This is a genomic window from Streptomyces canus, from assembly GCF_030816965.1.
Classification (GTDB): Bacteria; Actinomycetota; Actinomycetes; order Streptomycetales; family Streptomycetaceae; genus Streptomyces; species Streptomyces canus_E.
Genome location: NZ_JAUSYQ010000002.1, coordinates 6,863,786 through 6,877,175, shown reverse-complemented (window position 1 = coordinate 6,877,175; position 13,390 = coordinate 6,863,786). Strand labels below are relative to the sequence as shown.

General features: G+C 69.1%; 12 protein-coding genes and 1 pseudogene. 9 read left to right on the top strand and 4 right to left on the bottom strand.

Features of this window, described 5'->3' with window-relative positions; genetic code table 11:
• The first annotated feature begins 531 nt into the window (after positions 1-531).
• Together aspS and QF027_RS32760 are read left to right on the top strand one after the other, a co-directional pair.
• Complete coding sequence (gene aspS / locus QF027_RS32765) at positions 532-1,842, top strand: aspartate--tRNA(Asn) ligase (protein WP_307078733.1); 1,311 nt, start codon at positions 532-534, stop codon at positions 1,840-1,842.
• Between the two features lie 290 nt (positions 1,843-2,132).
• Positions 2,133-2,279 (top strand): hypothetical protein, encoded by a 147-nt coding sequence (locus QF027_RS32760; RefSeq protein ID WP_307078731.1) that lies wholly within the window; start codon positions 2,133-2,135, stop codon positions 2,277-2,279.
• Here the strand turns inward: QF027_RS32760 and QF027_RS32755 are convergent.
• A pseudogene (locus QF027_RS32755) lies at positions 2,276-2,691 on the bottom strand (ATP-binding protein). The gene QF027_RS32760 and the pseudogene QF027_RS32755 overlap by 4 nt on opposite strands.
• Before the next feature lie 245 nt (positions 2,692-2,936).
• On the opposite strand from QF027_RS32755, the gene QF027_RS32750 reads away from it, so the two are divergent.
• From QF027_RS32750 to QF027_RS32740, 3 genes are all read left to right on the top strand, one after another.
• Positions 2,937-3,314: an STAS domain-containing protein gene (locus tag QF027_RS32750; RefSeq protein WP_307078729.1), complete on the top strand. Its 378-nt coding sequence runs from the start codon at positions 2,937-2,939 to the stop codon at positions 3,312-3,314.
• Between the two features lie 209 nt (positions 3,315-3,523).
• Positions 3,524-3,814, top strand: a complete 291-nt coding sequence (locus tag QF027_RS32745; protein ID WP_307078727.1) for a hypothetical protein — start codon at positions 3,524-3,526, stop codon at positions 3,812-3,814.
• 242 nt (positions 3,815-4,056) lie between these two features.
• On the top strand, positions 4,057-4,626 hold the full coding sequence (locus tag QF027_RS32740; protein ID WP_307082575.1) for a Tn3 family transposase: 570 nt from the start codon (positions 4,057-4,059) through the stop codon (positions 4,624-4,626).
• 251 nt (positions 4,627-4,877) lie between these two features.
• Here QF027_RS32740 and QF027_RS32735 read toward each other — a convergent pair whose 3' ends face one another.
• Positions 4,878-6,359: an alpha/beta hydrolase family protein gene (locus tag QF027_RS32735; RefSeq protein ID WP_307078725.1), complete on the bottom strand. Its 1,482-nt coding sequence runs from the start codon at positions 6,357-6,359 to the stop codon at positions 4,878-4,880.
• Positions 6,360-6,721: 362 nt separating this feature from the next.
• Between QF027_RS32735 and QF027_RS32730 the strand changes: the two genes are divergently transcribed.
• Both QF027_RS32730 and QF027_RS32725 read left to right on the top strand, forming a co-directional pair.
• Positions 6,722-8,011, top strand: coding sequence for a sensor histidine kinase (locus QF027_RS32730; protein WP_307078723.1), 1,290 nt, complete (start codon positions 6,722-6,724; stop codon positions 8,009-8,011).
• On the top strand, positions 8,008-8,670 hold the full coding sequence (locus QF027_RS32725; RefSeq protein ID WP_307078721.1) for a response regulator: 663 nt from the start codon (positions 8,008-8,010) through the stop codon (positions 8,668-8,670). Before QF027_RS32730 ends, QF027_RS32725 begins: the two co-directional genes overlap by 4 nt.
• A gap of 313 nt (positions 8,671-8,983) precedes the next feature.
• Here QF027_RS32725 and QF027_RS32720 read toward each other — a convergent pair whose 3' ends face one another.
• A complete protein-coding gene (locus QF027_RS32720; protein WP_010040284.1) occupies positions 8,984-9,187 on the bottom strand; it encodes a cold-shock protein in 204 nt (67 codons plus the stop codon).
• A 529-nt stretch (positions 9,188-9,716) separates the two neighbouring features.
• Here QF027_RS32720 and QF027_RS32715 point away from each other — a divergent pair.
• Together QF027_RS32715 and QF027_RS32710 are read left to right on the top strand one after the other, a co-directional pair.
• Positions 9,717-11,375 (top strand): penicillin-binding transpeptidase domain-containing protein, encoded by a 1,659-nt coding sequence (locus QF027_RS32715; protein ID WP_307078717.1) that lies wholly within the window; start codon positions 9,717-9,719, stop codon positions 11,373-11,375.
• 22 nt (positions 11,376-11,397) lie between these two features.
• Complete coding sequence (locus QF027_RS32710; RefSeq protein ID WP_307078715.1) at positions 11,398-11,694, top strand: hypothetical protein; 297 nt, start codon at positions 11,398-11,400, stop codon at positions 11,692-11,694.
• A 435-nt stretch (positions 11,695-12,129) separates the two neighbouring features.
• Here the strand turns inward: QF027_RS32710 and QF027_RS32705 are convergent, their stop codons facing one another.
• Entirely contained in the window at positions 12,130-13,365 is a 1,236-nt protein-coding gene (locus QF027_RS32705; RefSeq protein WP_307078713.1) for a hypothetical protein, read from the bottom strand.
• Positions 13,366-13,390 lie beyond the last annotated feature (25 nt).

The following is a 13,390-nucleotide window of genomic DNA, read 5'->3' as shown; positions in this document are numbered from 1 at the left end:
GCGAAGATGAAGCCCGAGCTCCGGGCTGCTCGGCTCGGCCTTCGCCAGAAGCTGTCTGGTTGTCATCCCTCCTCACTCCCGTCCCCGTTCGGCCATCACGGCTGTTTGTATCCCGACAGGCCACGTACTCGCGACGTTCGGGCCCAACAACTCGCACGGCTGTGGCCAGGCCAATTCCCGCTTCTCGGGACCGACGGGAGGCGATCACAGGGTGTTTCTCGATTGCGGATGGAGGCGCGCCGTCCCTATCCTTCTACGCAACGCGCTGACGGAGACGAGTAGCCACGGATCACGCGAGCAGAGAGAGCCGCCGGTAGCTGGGAAGGCGGTCTCGCGCCCCGAGGTGAAGACCCTCCTGAGCGCGGGGAGGAACGGCCCCCGTCTGGTGGTCCAATGCCCCGCCGGCCGGCCCCCGTCACCGGGCCTGAATGAGGCCGCCACCCTGTGGCGTCGAAAGTGCGGTGGCACCGCGAGTTGCCCTTCTCGCCCGCACTCCCAAGGGATCATGACGACGTCCTTCGGAGGACCGAAATGATCCACAGCCGCGTACACGTCTCCCACCTGCGAGAACACCTCGGCCGTACCGTCACCATCTGCGGATGGGTGAACACACTCCGCCTGCAGCGCAAGATGCAATTCGCCATCGTGCGGGACAGCACCGGCATGGTGCAGGTGACCCACAAGCGCGACGACGGGCCGCTGGAGGCCCAACTCGAAACCCTCACATCTGAGTCCGCCGTCAGGATCACCGGCCGCGTCGTCGACGCGGCCCAGGTCAAACTCGGCGGCCTGGAGATCGTCCCCGAAGCGGTCGAGGTCCTGAACCCGGCCGCCACGCCGCTACCGATCGACGAGCACACCGGCCTGGAACAGCGGATGGACTGGCGCTTCCTCGACGCGCGCCGCCGTCCCGCCACCCAGCTGATGTTCGCCGTACAGACCACCCTGGAACAGGGCATGCGCGAGTACGCCTACGCGCAGGGCGCCACCGAAATGCACACGCCCAAGCTCATGGGCACCGCCTCGGAGTCCGGCGCCGAGGTCTTCAAGCTCGGCTACTTCGGCCGCAGCGCCTACCTGGCGCAGTCGCCGCAGTTCTTCAAGCAGATGGCGATCGCGGCCGGCGTCGACAAGGTCTTCGAGATCGGGCCGGTCTTCCGCGCGGAGCCATCGTTCACCTCCCGGCATGCCACCGAGTTCACGGGCGTCGACGTGGAGTTGGCCTGGATCGACGGGGTCGAGGACGTGATGACGTTTGAGGAGCAGATGCTCGCCCACGCGATCGCCAAGGTCGCCGACGCGCACGGTGAGGCCATCGCCGAGCACTTCGGCGTCGAGGTCACCGTGCCCACGACGCCCTTTCCCCGTATCACCATGGCCGACGCGCAGGAGATCCTGCGCAAGGGCGGCTGGGACCCCGCAGGGGTCAAGGAAGACCTGGACCCGGAGGGCGAGCGGAGCATCTCGGCCCACATCAAGGAGGCCACCGGGCATGAGTTCGTGTTCATCACGCACTACCCGGTCGGCATCCGGCCCTTCTACCACATGCGGTCTGCCGACGACCCGAGTGTGACCTTGAGCTTCGACCTACTCTGGAAGGGCCTGGAGGTCACCACCGGCGCGCAGCGCGAGCACCGGTACGACGTGCTGCTGAAGCAGGCCGCCGAAAAGGGCATGAGCACCGAGCCGATGCAGGACTACCTCAACGCGTTCCGGTACGGGTGCCCGCCGCACGGGGGCCTCGGTATGGGCCTCGGCCGGGTGCTGATGGTCATGCTCGGCCTGGACTCGATTCGCGAGGCGACCTTCCTGTTCCGCGGGCCGAACCGGCTTACTCCGTAACCCGGTTGTGGCTGCGTCCCACGACACCCTGGTGTGCCCATCTCCCCGATGACCGTCTGGCGCGTCACGGTCTTGCGATCAGCCATCACCACACCGTCCCTGCTGGACACGGCACGGCTACGAGCCGCCGGCCGAGCTGCTGCTCAGTCAGGCTACGCGGCACCACTGACAACCAGGCCCGAGCACATACAGAGGCTCCGCAGGACAACGGCCGCGGCGCAAGGGGCATCCGCCGTTCCAGCTGAATCTGGCCCGGGTCGGCAGGGTGTAGAGATGGGGAGGGAAGCATCATGGCGACAGTGACTGCGGCCAAGACGGTCACGGACATAGCTGGCCTGCCGGAGGTCGCCGCCCCCTCCCGGGTTGCGCCCAAGGACGCCCGCGAGTTGTCGCGGTTGTTCTGCACCGCGAAGGCGGCGGTCGGAGCCGCGTTCTAGAGCCGTCGTGCGGCGGGACTGCTGATCGGCTCGTCGGTGAGGGCGATGCGGGCGGTGATGCGTTTGCCCACCGCCTCCTTGCGGACTGCGAAGCCCTGGGCGACGGCATCACGATCTCCAGGCCGTGCTGGCCCACCCGGCCGACGTTCGCGGCCCGGGCCACCGGCAGCACCGGGTCGGAGTCCCACACCGCCACCTCCACCACATCGCCGTCGATGCGCAGATCTATCAGGACCGGGCCCGGCGCGTACTTGAGGGCGTTGGTGACCAGTTCACTGACCACCAGCTGCGTCAGGTCCAGGCCGCGCTGGGAGACCACCAGCCCGTACTCGGTCTGATGCCGGGTGAGGAAGGCGGCGGCCAGGTGGCGGGCGCGGGCGATGTCGGTCCCGCCTCCCTCCAGCGCCACCATGACCTGCCACGGGCGGCCGGCGGCCGGGGCTGTGCCGTCCCCGCTCAATGGCTCCGGTTCCCTCATCTCCCGCCCTTCGCTCCCCGCTCACCCGCCCGCGCGTCCCCGCGCCGTGTGTGCCGCGTACCCCCGCGGGCAGGATCGACGCGGGCCCCGGTCGGAGGTTGGCTCCGCATCCAAAGGGATCACCCGTACGATGCACGGCAGCCCCGGGTGTGAAGATCCGGTGTGCCAGTATCACCGACATGGTTGAGGGAAAGATGGCGGATTCCGAACAAGCTGAGCAGCCGGGCCAGTTGTCGGTCGTGTCCACCGTCAGCGAGGGCGTCCGCGTGGTGACTCTCGGCGGAGAGATCGACCACCAGACCGGCGGGACACTGCGCCAGGCCCTGGACGTCACCGGCACCGCCAGCCCCCGCGTCGTGATCGACATGCGCGGCGTCGGCTTCATGGACTCCACCGGCGTCAACATCCTCCTCGCCGCCCACCGCGACCTCACCGAGGCCGGCGGCTGGCTGCGCCTGGCCGCACCGACCCAGGCCGTACTGCGCACCATCCAGATCGTCGGCCTCGACACCGTCATCGCCTGCCACCGCACCCTGAGCCAGGCTCTCAACGCCTGACCGAAAGGCGCCGCCGGGACCGACTGAAAGAACGGCGGCGGCGTTGGCAGCGCAGCCGATGCACTCAGCGCTCATGTACGTCACGTTCAGCTGGTCAGCCCCTGAGGCCGGTTGCACCGAACAGGCCCGAGGCGGCTGGCCACAAGAGCATCGGGACGAGTCCGACGAGATCTGGAAGAGGCCCGGCGTGACGCTCGTAGGATGCCTACATGCCCAAGCCGTTAGGGATGAGCCGCCGCACGTGGGTTGCCGCATGGGCGGTGCTGTGCGCGGCCGGTATCGCTGCCACCACCGCACTGAACGCCTCTCCGGCTCCTGACCCGCAGCCCGAGAAGCCCGTCAGCGCCGAGTGCGCCGAGTACATCGCGAACATCGAGACGCAGCTGGCCAAGGCCAAGAGGGAAGGCAATGACGACGGCGTGCTGGCCTTCTCGCGAACCCGGGTCGGCGCGGACGACTGCAGCGATGAAATTCTTGAACACTTCAGCGGCGACCGGTGAGCCGCCGTACAGGGCTCTCCGTGATAGCGGGGCTGATCTGTGCCGGGGCCGTGGCATTCATTGCTGTGAGCGCCGCGACGGAACCACAGCCGCAGCTCACTCCGCCGCGGGTGTATTCCTCCTGCCTGGCGGCCGACACCAAGCCGATGCCTGTGGGCGACGACCCGTGCGACGGCCGGTGAAGAACCACTGAGTGGCTGTCCCCCCCGCAGGACGGCGACTGAGGCCCCTGCCCCGCTCGCATCAGGCACATCCGAAGTCCGGACCAACTGCGCTCGGGAGTACGCGGCGACAGCGGAGCCACCCGCTCCCACAGGTCGTCCCGGAACAAGATCCGACCGCCAACGGCACGACCCGCAGCTCAACGTTGTCTCGAGTACGCCACCGCGCTCCGCCTGGGGACGGCGGAGGCCGAGCAGGTGCTGCGGCGCTTCACCCGCGGCGGCCCCAAGCACCCCACGTACGCCGCGCTCGAAGAACTCGGCCCCGCCGTGCGTACGGTCTTCGCCTGCGACTACCTCGCCGCCCCCGGCCTGCGCCGGGAGATCCACGGCGGCCTCCAGGTCGTGGAGAACTGGAACAGCGCGAACACCGTGCTCCACTACGGCAAGGACGGCGCGCTGACCGGCCCGGACAAGGAGCACGCCGAGACCTCGATGCTCGCCCTGCACCTGCTCTGGTCGAACATCAACCCGTACGGGACCTTCCGCCTGGAGATGGACAAGCGGCTCGACCTCGCCCCTTCCCTGTCCGTGCCCCGCCCCCGCACCCCGGCGGACGCCGTCGGCCACGTCCTGGCAGAGCCGCGGTGACCCCCGTGCTGACGGGCCGGTGCCTATACCGCGCCGAGCGCGTCTACGTCGACGGAAAGGGGGTCGGCCACAAGGTCCTGCACCTGTACGCCACTGGCCACCGCCGGCACGCCGGTGGATGACTCGGACTGGTCCGAGGGGCTCGACCTGTGGTGTCGACGCCATCGTCTTCGGCCGGCCGGCGATCGCCCGGCAGAACCTCGTCCTCCACAAGGGAACGGCCGTGCCGTCGGCTGCCGTGGCACAGCTGATCAGCGGCTGTCGCCCGGGCGGTAGACGCTGAGGTCACCGTAGGCCGACAGAATGCCGGCCAGGTCACCGGGTGTGTGCCGCAGGGTGGCGTCCAGAAAGGCGAGAGAGGTTACGGCGACGACGTGCGGGCTCTCGGCGCGGCCGAGGGAGCCGACTATCGAGGGCACGGGCGGCAGATACAGGGGGCCGTCCATGAAGGTGAGGTGCGCGGCGCCGGGGATCGTGAGCCGGTAGCTCGTCGCGGCGTTGTGCTCGAGGACCTTGGTGAGGCGGGGTAGGTAGTGCGGGTCGGTTTCGGGGGTGATGGCCTGGGTGAGCGCGAGCGTCGGCCGATGGAGGGAGGGCGAGGTGGGGCCGTGGGGGTAGCCGTCCAGGTCGATGACGGCGTCGAAGCGGGCGTCCTGCCGAGCTGCCTGCAGGGCGGCGGCACCCCCCATGGAGTGGCCGGTCACCGCGACCCGGCTGGTGTCCAGGCGTCCGGTCAGCGGGCCGGAGATCTCACCTCGGCCCAGCCGGTCCAGCTGGGTGAGAACGAAGCCGAGGTCAGCGGCCCGAACAGCCGTCCAGCGGGCCGCCAGCGTGTTGTCCTTGTCCCGGTCGCCGGTTGAGTCGATTCTGGTGCGAATCGTGCGGCCGTCGGTGAGGACGACGGCGGCGGAGTCGTACGGGTGGTCGAGGGCGGCGACCACGTAGCCGTGGCTGGCCAGTTCCTCCGCCCAGGCGGTGTTCTGGGTGCGCACTCCGCCCGACCCGGGGGAGAACAGTACGACCGGGAATCGTTCACTCCCGCCGGCCACCGCGGCGTTGAAGACCGCACGGGTGTGGGCACGCGGGACGCCGTCGACCAGGAAGCCGGGCAGGCCGACCTCGCGAGCGAGGGCGTCGGAGACGATGCGCGCCTCGTGCTCCGTGCGTCCCAGGTACTGAGCCCGCCGCGCGCCCGCGGGGCTCTTCCGCGCGGGATACCAGAGCTGGACCACGACCGTGCGCCGGTCGTGCGGGTCGGCGGTGAAGGTCTCGGGGCGGTGCGGGTCGGTCCACTGCACCACACGGGTGCCGACCGCGAAACGACCTGACGGCTCGGGAAACACGGGTACGGGAAAGGACCAGGCGGCCACCGGGCCCATGGCGATCAGACCGACGCAGGCAGCCGACCCCGGCAACGCCAGCCACCACCGGGCCCGCCGCGCCGGCCGACCGCTACGGCGGCGCAACAGAGGAGAGAAGGCGAACGGCAGCGCGAAGGCACCGCCTGCCAGTACCGGCAACAGCTGCCAGCGGATCCCCGTCGCACCCGTCACACCCATCACACCCGTCACACTCAGCGCGATCGTGGACAGCACCAACACCACCCCCGCCGCGATCGTGACGCGCGGGCGGGCAGCGGGGGGAAGCCAGCGCGCCACCACCAGCGCGACGGCACCCAGCAGGGCAAGAAACTCCAGCGGGGACATGTACAGCCCCGTGATGGTCTCGGTCATCCGGCCATCCTCAGCGCGGGGCAAGCGATGCCACATCGATCCCGGGTCGCCCTCGCATGCGACCGGAGTCGCAACCCGAAGCATGCTCCCCGTGCAACCGGAGTGGCAATCGAACACGTCAGCTCAGCGGCCGCTTTGCGACTACGGGGGTAGCGGGACTCCTCCTACAGTCGCATCTCAGCGCGGTGCCATCCGACGGTGGACTCATGCGTTCCGCTGGAACTGCGGCCTACCGTGACGGGGCTACGGAACACGCTGGGCAGCCCGGGGCTTCGCTCCCCCCATATCCGACCCGGCTCCGGCTGTACGCGGTGGTGGCCCCGGCCGGGGCCACCATGATGCTCAATCGACGGGGACGTGTGATGACCCAGGTGGCCGCGGAACCCGGCAATGCCCTCCCGGCGCGCTTCCGGGACCGCGTGCGGCGGACGAAGACAGCCACCCGGCTGACGAGGTGCGCCGACCTGGCCTCCGTGCGAGCGGGGCGACTGGTGAGTGCCGCCCGGCGCTGGGGCCTTCGGCTGCCGCCCGTGGTGGGGGACTTGCTGTTGCCGACGCTGCTCCTGCTCAACATTGTGACCACGCGCGCGCCGCGAGAGCTCCCGGTGTCCGTGGCCCTCACCGCCGCCCTTGCGCTGCCCCTGGTGTGCCGACGCCGGGCTCCGCTCACGGTGTTCGGCGTCGTGGCAGCCGCGGCCTTCGTCCAGTGGCTGACGGACGTCCAACTGCCGGCGGACATCGCCTTGCTGGTAGCGCTCTACACGGTGGCCGCGAACTCGGGCCGGCGCGGCACGCTTGTCGCCGGTGCCATCGTGGAGGGCGGGGCCCTGCTGGCCTGTCTGCGCTGGGCGACGGAAGGCGCATTCCTGACCCTCTTCGTCGCCGTGACGGCGATGGTCGTCGCCTCCGCCGTCCTGGGTGTGAACGCGCGGACCACGCGCGCCTACCTCGCGGCTCTGGAGGAACGGGCCGCACGCCTGGAGCAACAACAGAACCAGCAGGCGCGACTGGCCGTCGCCGAGGAGAGGACACGTATCGCCCGGGAGATGCACGACATCGTCACCCACAACCTGTCCGTCATGGTCGCGCTCACCGACGCCGCCGTCTACGCGCAGCACCGGTCTCCCGGCAAGGCCACCACCGTGATGCTCCAGATCTCCGAGACGGGCCGACAGGCCCTGACCGACATGCGGCGCTCGTTGGGCATCCTGCGGACCGACGAACCGGACGCGGAGCGCCACCCGCTGCCCGGCATCGCGCAACTGACAGCTCTCGCCGACCAGATGTGCGCCGCCGGGCTGCCGACCCGCGTCGAGGTCCAGGGCGGCCACACCCACATACCCGCCACCGCACAACTGACCGTCTACCGCCTGGTACAGGAAGCCTTGACCAACACCCTCAAACACACACCCACCGGCACACGCGCGAAGGTCCGGATACGGTGCTCGACCGAGACCATCACAGTGGACGTCACCGACAGCGGCCCCTGCTCGCCACTTCCCGGCGCCACACCATCCGGCCACGGCATCCCCGGCATGCGCGAGCGCTCGGCCACCTACGGGGGAAAGCTGCAGACTGGACCGCTTCCGGGCGGAGGCTGGGGAGTCCACACCCGCCTCGACCTCGGCAGCAGCGGAGCGGTATCCACATGACGATCCGCATCCTGATCGCCGACGACGAAGCACTGCTCCGTATGGCCTTCAGCACGGTCCTTGAGGCCCAGCCCGACATGGCACCGGTCGGCGAAGCCGCAGACGGCATGGAGGCCATACACCTCGCCCGGGAGCTACGCCCCGATGTCGTCCTCATGGACGTCCGCATGCCTCAGACCGACGGCCTCGAGGCAACCCGACAGGTCATCCGGATCTCCCCGCAGAGCAGAGTACTGATCCTCACCACCTTCGACCTGGACGAATACGCTTTCGCCGGACTCAACGCCGGAGCCTCGGGCTTCCTGCTGAAGAACACCAGGCCCGAGGAACTGCTCACCGCGATACGCAGCGTGGCCGCGGGCGACGCAGTGGTCTCCCCACGAATCACCCGCCGCCTGCTGGAGAACCTCCGCCCGCACATCCCCGACGCCGGCAGCGCCGACCGCGACGAGCGGCTGAGCCGACTCAGCGCTCGTGAACGCGAAGTGCTCATCCAGGTGGGCCGCGGCCTGTCCAACACCGAGATCGCGGCCACCCTGTACCTCGCGGAGGCGACCGTGAAGTCCCATCTGGGGCGAATCCTGCAAAAGCTCGAACTTCGCGACCGGATACAGGCCGTGATCTTCGCCTACGAAAGCCACCTCATCGACCCGGCATAACGCCGCCGCCCGGACCCAACAGTGATGTCCTCAGCCCCCGGCGTCACCAGCACTACACGATCGTCTGACGCAGCTACTACGAGACGTGTGGTACCGCTCCTGTGATTCATGCGCGCCGCGGAGTCGGCAGATTTATGCCTCCGGGCACAAAGAGGCATCAGTCACATTCAGGCAGGTCAGAAGCGGTCCTCGGCACGGAGCCGACGACTCTCTCCAGATCGCAATCCGCGCATCATTCACAGCCTGTGGGTGAGCCTCGACCGATGCCCGGCGTTCCGCAGTCGGGACGCCGGGCATCATCAGGATGGCGCGATCAGGCGGGGCGGATGTTCTCCGCCTGCGGGCCCTTCTGGCCCTGGGTGACGTCGAACTCGACCTTCTGCCCTTCCTGCAGCTCGCGGTAGCCCTGGGCGGCGATGTTGGAGTAGTGGGCGAAGACGTCGGGGCCGCCGCCCTCCTGCTCGATGAAGCCGAAGCCCTTCTCGCTGTTGAACCACTTGACAGTGCCCTTGGCCATGCCCGTCTCCTTCGAGGGAAACCGGGCCCGCACCCTGCGTGCCCGGGAGGTGATCGCCCTGGTCCGGAGAGGCGCTGAAACGCAAGAACGCCCGTGATGGCGATCACGGGCGAACGGGACTTCGGAACCACGACTGCTGATCACAACGCTATATCGGTCTGACGGCAGCCGCTAGCGAAAACGCGCCAGGGCCAGCGTTCCGCATGTCGCCTCGCGAAGGATGCGGTGATGCGTCCCGTCACTGCTGGTGCGTCTGATCGGCGCCACCGAATTCGCTGGTGCTCTCCGTGTGACATCAGCTTGGGAGCCTGGGCTGCCCAGGGCGAAGGCGTCCGTCAGACCGGAAGGAGTCACGGGCACAGTGCCCGATGACGTCACGGCGTGCCCGATACACTCTACGCCGCTCGGTCGCCGCTCATCACAGCCCGAATGACATCACTGTGCACCGCCGGGCAAGGACCTGCCGACCCGGCAACGCTTTACCAGAACCTGACATATCTGCAGTGGGCACAAATATACGATCCGCTCCATGAATAGAGCGGCGAAGGTCGGCATAGCCGGTACGTGTACGGCACTGCTCGTCCTCGGGGGATACGGCGCCTACAACATCGTCCACGGCCTGACCTCGGAGTCGACGGGCGACGTTCAGACCAAGGCGGCGCACAGCTTCGACCCGGCGACGGTGTCGACCTCGCCGCCGTCGGACGCCAAGGCCGTCAAGCTGACCCGGGCGTTCCTGGACAGCTGGTCGCAGCAGCGCCTCGACGCGGCGTCGAGCGACACCGATGCACCGAGTACCGCCGCCCCGGCGCTGCACGGGTACACCGACGGTCTGCATCTGACGAAGCTGACGTTCGGGCAGGTGGTGTCGGCCGGGCCGTCGACGGTCACGTCCGGCGCCACCAAGGTCACCTTCGACGTCACGGCAGAGGTGGCTGGCGGCACCTGGACCTATTCGAGCGCGGTGGCGGTGCTGCAGAGCGCCAACGGCCAGACGGCGGTGCACTGGAACAATTCGGTGCTCTACCCCGGTCTGGGCGATGACCAGTCGCTGACGGCGGGCAAGCTTCCCGCGGGCGCGAGCACCGCCGAGGTCGTCGCGAGTGACGGGACGACGGACCTGTCCACGTTCCCCTCGCTGCGGGACATCGCGGCGACGATCCGTCAGAACACCAAACCCGGTGGCGGCAGCACCGGCACGGGCGTGGCCGTGGTGGACTCCGGTGGTGCCGGTGTCAAGACGTTGAAGGTCTTCTCCAAGGGCAAGGCCCCGAAGATCAAGACGACCATCGACGCGCACCTCCAGGCCGTGGCCGAGAGCGCGGTGAAGGACTCTCCCCTGCAGGGCAAGCCCGCCGGGACGGTGGCACTGGACTGGAGGACCGGCCACATCCTCGCGGTCGCGCACACGGGCGCGGACGGCGACATCGCCGTCAACGGCATCAAGTCGCCGGGCTCCACCATGAAGATCATCACGTCGGCGGCCCTGTTCGACAAGGCCGGCCTCACGCCGAGCAGTCCGGCCCCGTGCACGGACTCGATCACGGCCAACAGCCAGACCTTCCACAACGACCCGGGCGTGACGGCCAACCCGGCCTCCACCATCGCCCAGGCGTTCACCGTCTCGTGCAACACCTCCTTCATCAAGGACGGCTTCCACTACCTCGTCAACAACGGAGACGCCTCCGCCCTGCACGACGAGGCCGTGGGCGTCTTCGGTATGGGCAGCTGGTCCATCGGCGGCGGCGTCGCCACCACCGACCCGAGCATCCCGGCCGACATCCAGGACGGCGACCAGGCGGCCCAGTTCATCGGACAGGGCAGGGTCACGGCCACACCGCTGTTCATGGCGTCGGTGGCGGCGACCGTACGCAACGTCGGCTTCGAACAGCCGATCATCCTGCCGGGCCAGCACCAGGACAGCGCACCGCAGCAGATCTCCAGCCGTACGGCCGGCTACCTCCAGTCGATGATGCGCAGCGTGGCCACCAGCGGCACCGCGGCCCCGCGCCTCGGCGGCCTGGTCGGCGTGGGCGCCAAAACCGGCACCGCGGAGGAGGCCGACCACACCAACGGCTGGCTGACCGCGTACAACTCCCGCATCGCCGTCGCGGCACTGGTCGAAGGCGGCAGCTCCGGCGTGAACTCCGCCGGATACGTCGTCCGACACCTGCTGACCGAGAACTGATCCAAAGCAAGCGAGGACAGTCGTGAGCAGCAACGACAACGGGGAAGAGCCCATGCCCGGACCGGCCCGGCACCGGGGCACGGCCCTGTATGCGATATCCGCGACCTGCGCCGCCGTAGGCGCCCTGCTGTGGGTGCGCGGCCGGACCAGCGCGCCTCCCAGGGTGTACGCGGACTACCTGGCGGCCGACAGCTACACCCCGTCGGCCTGGCGGGTGTGGTCACCGGCGGTGCCCGAAGACCGTCTTGGCCTGTATCTCATCGCGGCCGGGCTCGTGCTGGCTGCGGCGGCGCGCCTGTTCTCCGCCCGCCGCGGCTGAGCAGCGCCAGGACCAGCTGCTGCACGCGGTCCACAGATCTGCCGCGCATCCTGACTCCGAGAGACCAAGGCCGTGCTGCTGCGGCGGATCTCCGTGCATCGCCAGGCTGATCGCTGTCAGCGCGTCGCTGACCTCGTCACGGGTCTTCGCCGCCCTACCGGACCAGTGCGCCCGCGCGTACTCGGCCGCAAAGGCGTACCGGCTCAGCTGAGACAGACCCCGAGGGCCGTAGGCGGTGTAGCACGCCTGGGCCAGGCCCGCGCGCATAGCCCGCACCAACTCTGCACCGAACAATGACTTCCGATCATGGAAGTTGCGGTGATCGCCAGCCACAGCGTCATCAAGTCTCGCGTGGCGCTGAGGGTGATCGCCAGTTCGAGACCACATCGGCAGACAGCGCCGGTGAGCCTCGAGAAGCCAGGCCCGTGGCGGCACCTAGCGCAGGAGGTCCGCGTCTGCGCTAGGCAGCCGCGCTCCTTCTTTGGTGAGCACCCGTTCGGCCAGCGCCCGGAACTCGGCGCGCGCCTCGTCCTGGTCGCCGCCGCGTAGCAGCGTGCCGGCCAGGGAGTCCAGGCTCCAGGTGACGAGTACACCGTGCCGGGCGAGGTACAGCCCGACGTCGCGGATGCGGTAGCGGTCGGCGATGTCCAGCCAGGCATAGGCGATCAGCTGCCACAGCCAGCGTACGGAGCGGTCCTGTTTGTCGACCTTGGCCACCGTTTTGACGTCGATCAGCGTGGCGCCGGTCGGGCCGGATATCAGCAGGTCGCCGTCGGCCCAGTGATTGACGAAAACGGGCCCGGCGATGCCCAGTGGCCGGCCCTCGGGTGGATCACCTGCCAGTCGGCGAAGCTCGGCCAGGGCGCCATGGACCTCTGTCTGCCGTGCCAGAAGTGCCAGTTCGTCCACGACCGCTTCGTTCGCGGCCGCACGCATCGTCTCCACGGTCGGGACCCGTGGGCGGAAGACTTGGTGCATCGACTCGTGGATGGTGCCGGAGCGGTAGACGTCCTCGAACATGTCCAGCAGCCAGCAGACACGGGCGAGGCCGGCCTCGGCACCGCGGGTGCCGAGGTGCCCCGGAGGGGCATGCTGGGCGAAGTAGGCACGGGTACGGGTGAACAGGTCTGCCAGCACGGGCTGGGCCGGCCAGTACCGGTCAGCCTGGGAGTTCGGCCCCCGCATGATGCTGTTGACGATGCTGTCGAGCTCGCTGCGAGGGGCGTTCACGATGCTGTTGACGAAGTCGGCGCGCTCCGTGTCGGAGCTGTGCCGTGACGGCGCCGACCGGGCCAGGGGGCAAAGGTCCAGCCACCCCACCATGGTCGGGCGCAGGTCGAGTGCTCTGGCACGTTCCCGCTCGCCGAGGTCGGCGTGGGTCGGATAGAGCGCGGCCTGCTCGTTGGCCCATTCACGGCTCACCAGCCTGGCGGCCACCAGGCCGTGCAGCGCGTAGTACGGCGGTGCGGGCTGCACGAGCGCGGCCAGGCGGGCCCCGAACGCGCCGCCGATCGAAGCCCAGTGCCGTCCGTCGACCTGCCCGCTCGGATACACGGGCCGTCGGCCGCGGGTGGCGCCGGCCAACCGGCCGACAACCTCCGCCGAACCGGTGAACCGGCGGGCACACCACTTGCTCAGTTCCCCGTCACGCAGCTGAGACGTCAACGACATTGGCCCACCCGCGCATAGACCCATT

Excerpts from the sequence above, each read along its gene's own strand:
- aspS (WP_307078733.1), top strand. The coding sequence starts at position 532 with ATGATCCACAGCCGCGTACACGTCTCCCACCTGCGAGAACACCTCGGC.
- QF027_RS32760 (WP_307078731.1), top strand. The coding sequence starts at position 2,133 with ATGGCGACAGTGACTGCGGCCAAGACGGTCACGGACATAGCTGGCCTG.
- QF027_RS32750 (WP_307078729.1), top strand. The coding sequence starts at position 2,937 with ATGGTTGAGGGAAAGATGGCGGATTCCGAACAAGCTGAGCAGCCGGGC.
- QF027_RS32745 (WP_307078727.1), top strand. The coding sequence starts at position 3,524 with ATGCCCAAGCCGTTAGGGATGAGCCGCCGCACGTGGGTTGCCGCATGG.
- QF027_RS32735 (WP_307078725.1), bottom strand. The coding sequence starts at position 6,359 with ATGACCGAGACCATCACGGGGCTGTACATGTCCCCGCTGGAGTTTCTT.
- QF027_RS32730 (WP_307078723.1), top strand. The coding sequence starts at position 6,722 with ATGACCCAGGTGGCCGCGGAACCCGGCAATGCCCTCCCGGCGCGCTTC.
- QF027_RS32725 (WP_307078721.1), top strand. The coding sequence starts at position 8,008 with ATGACGATCCGCATCCTGATCGCCGACGACGAAGCACTGCTCCGTATG.
- QF027_RS32720 (WP_010040284.1), bottom strand. The coding sequence starts at position 9,187 with ATGGCCAAGGGCACTGTCAAGTGGTTCAACAGCGAGAAGGGCTTCGGC.
- QF027_RS32715 (WP_307078717.1), top strand. The coding sequence starts at position 9,717 with ATGAATAGAGCGGCGAAGGTCGGCATAGCCGGTACGTGTACGGCACTG.
- QF027_RS32705 (WP_307078713.1), bottom strand. The coding sequence starts at position 13,365 with ATGTCGTTGACGTCTCAGCTGCGTGACGGGGAACTGAGCAAGTGGTGT.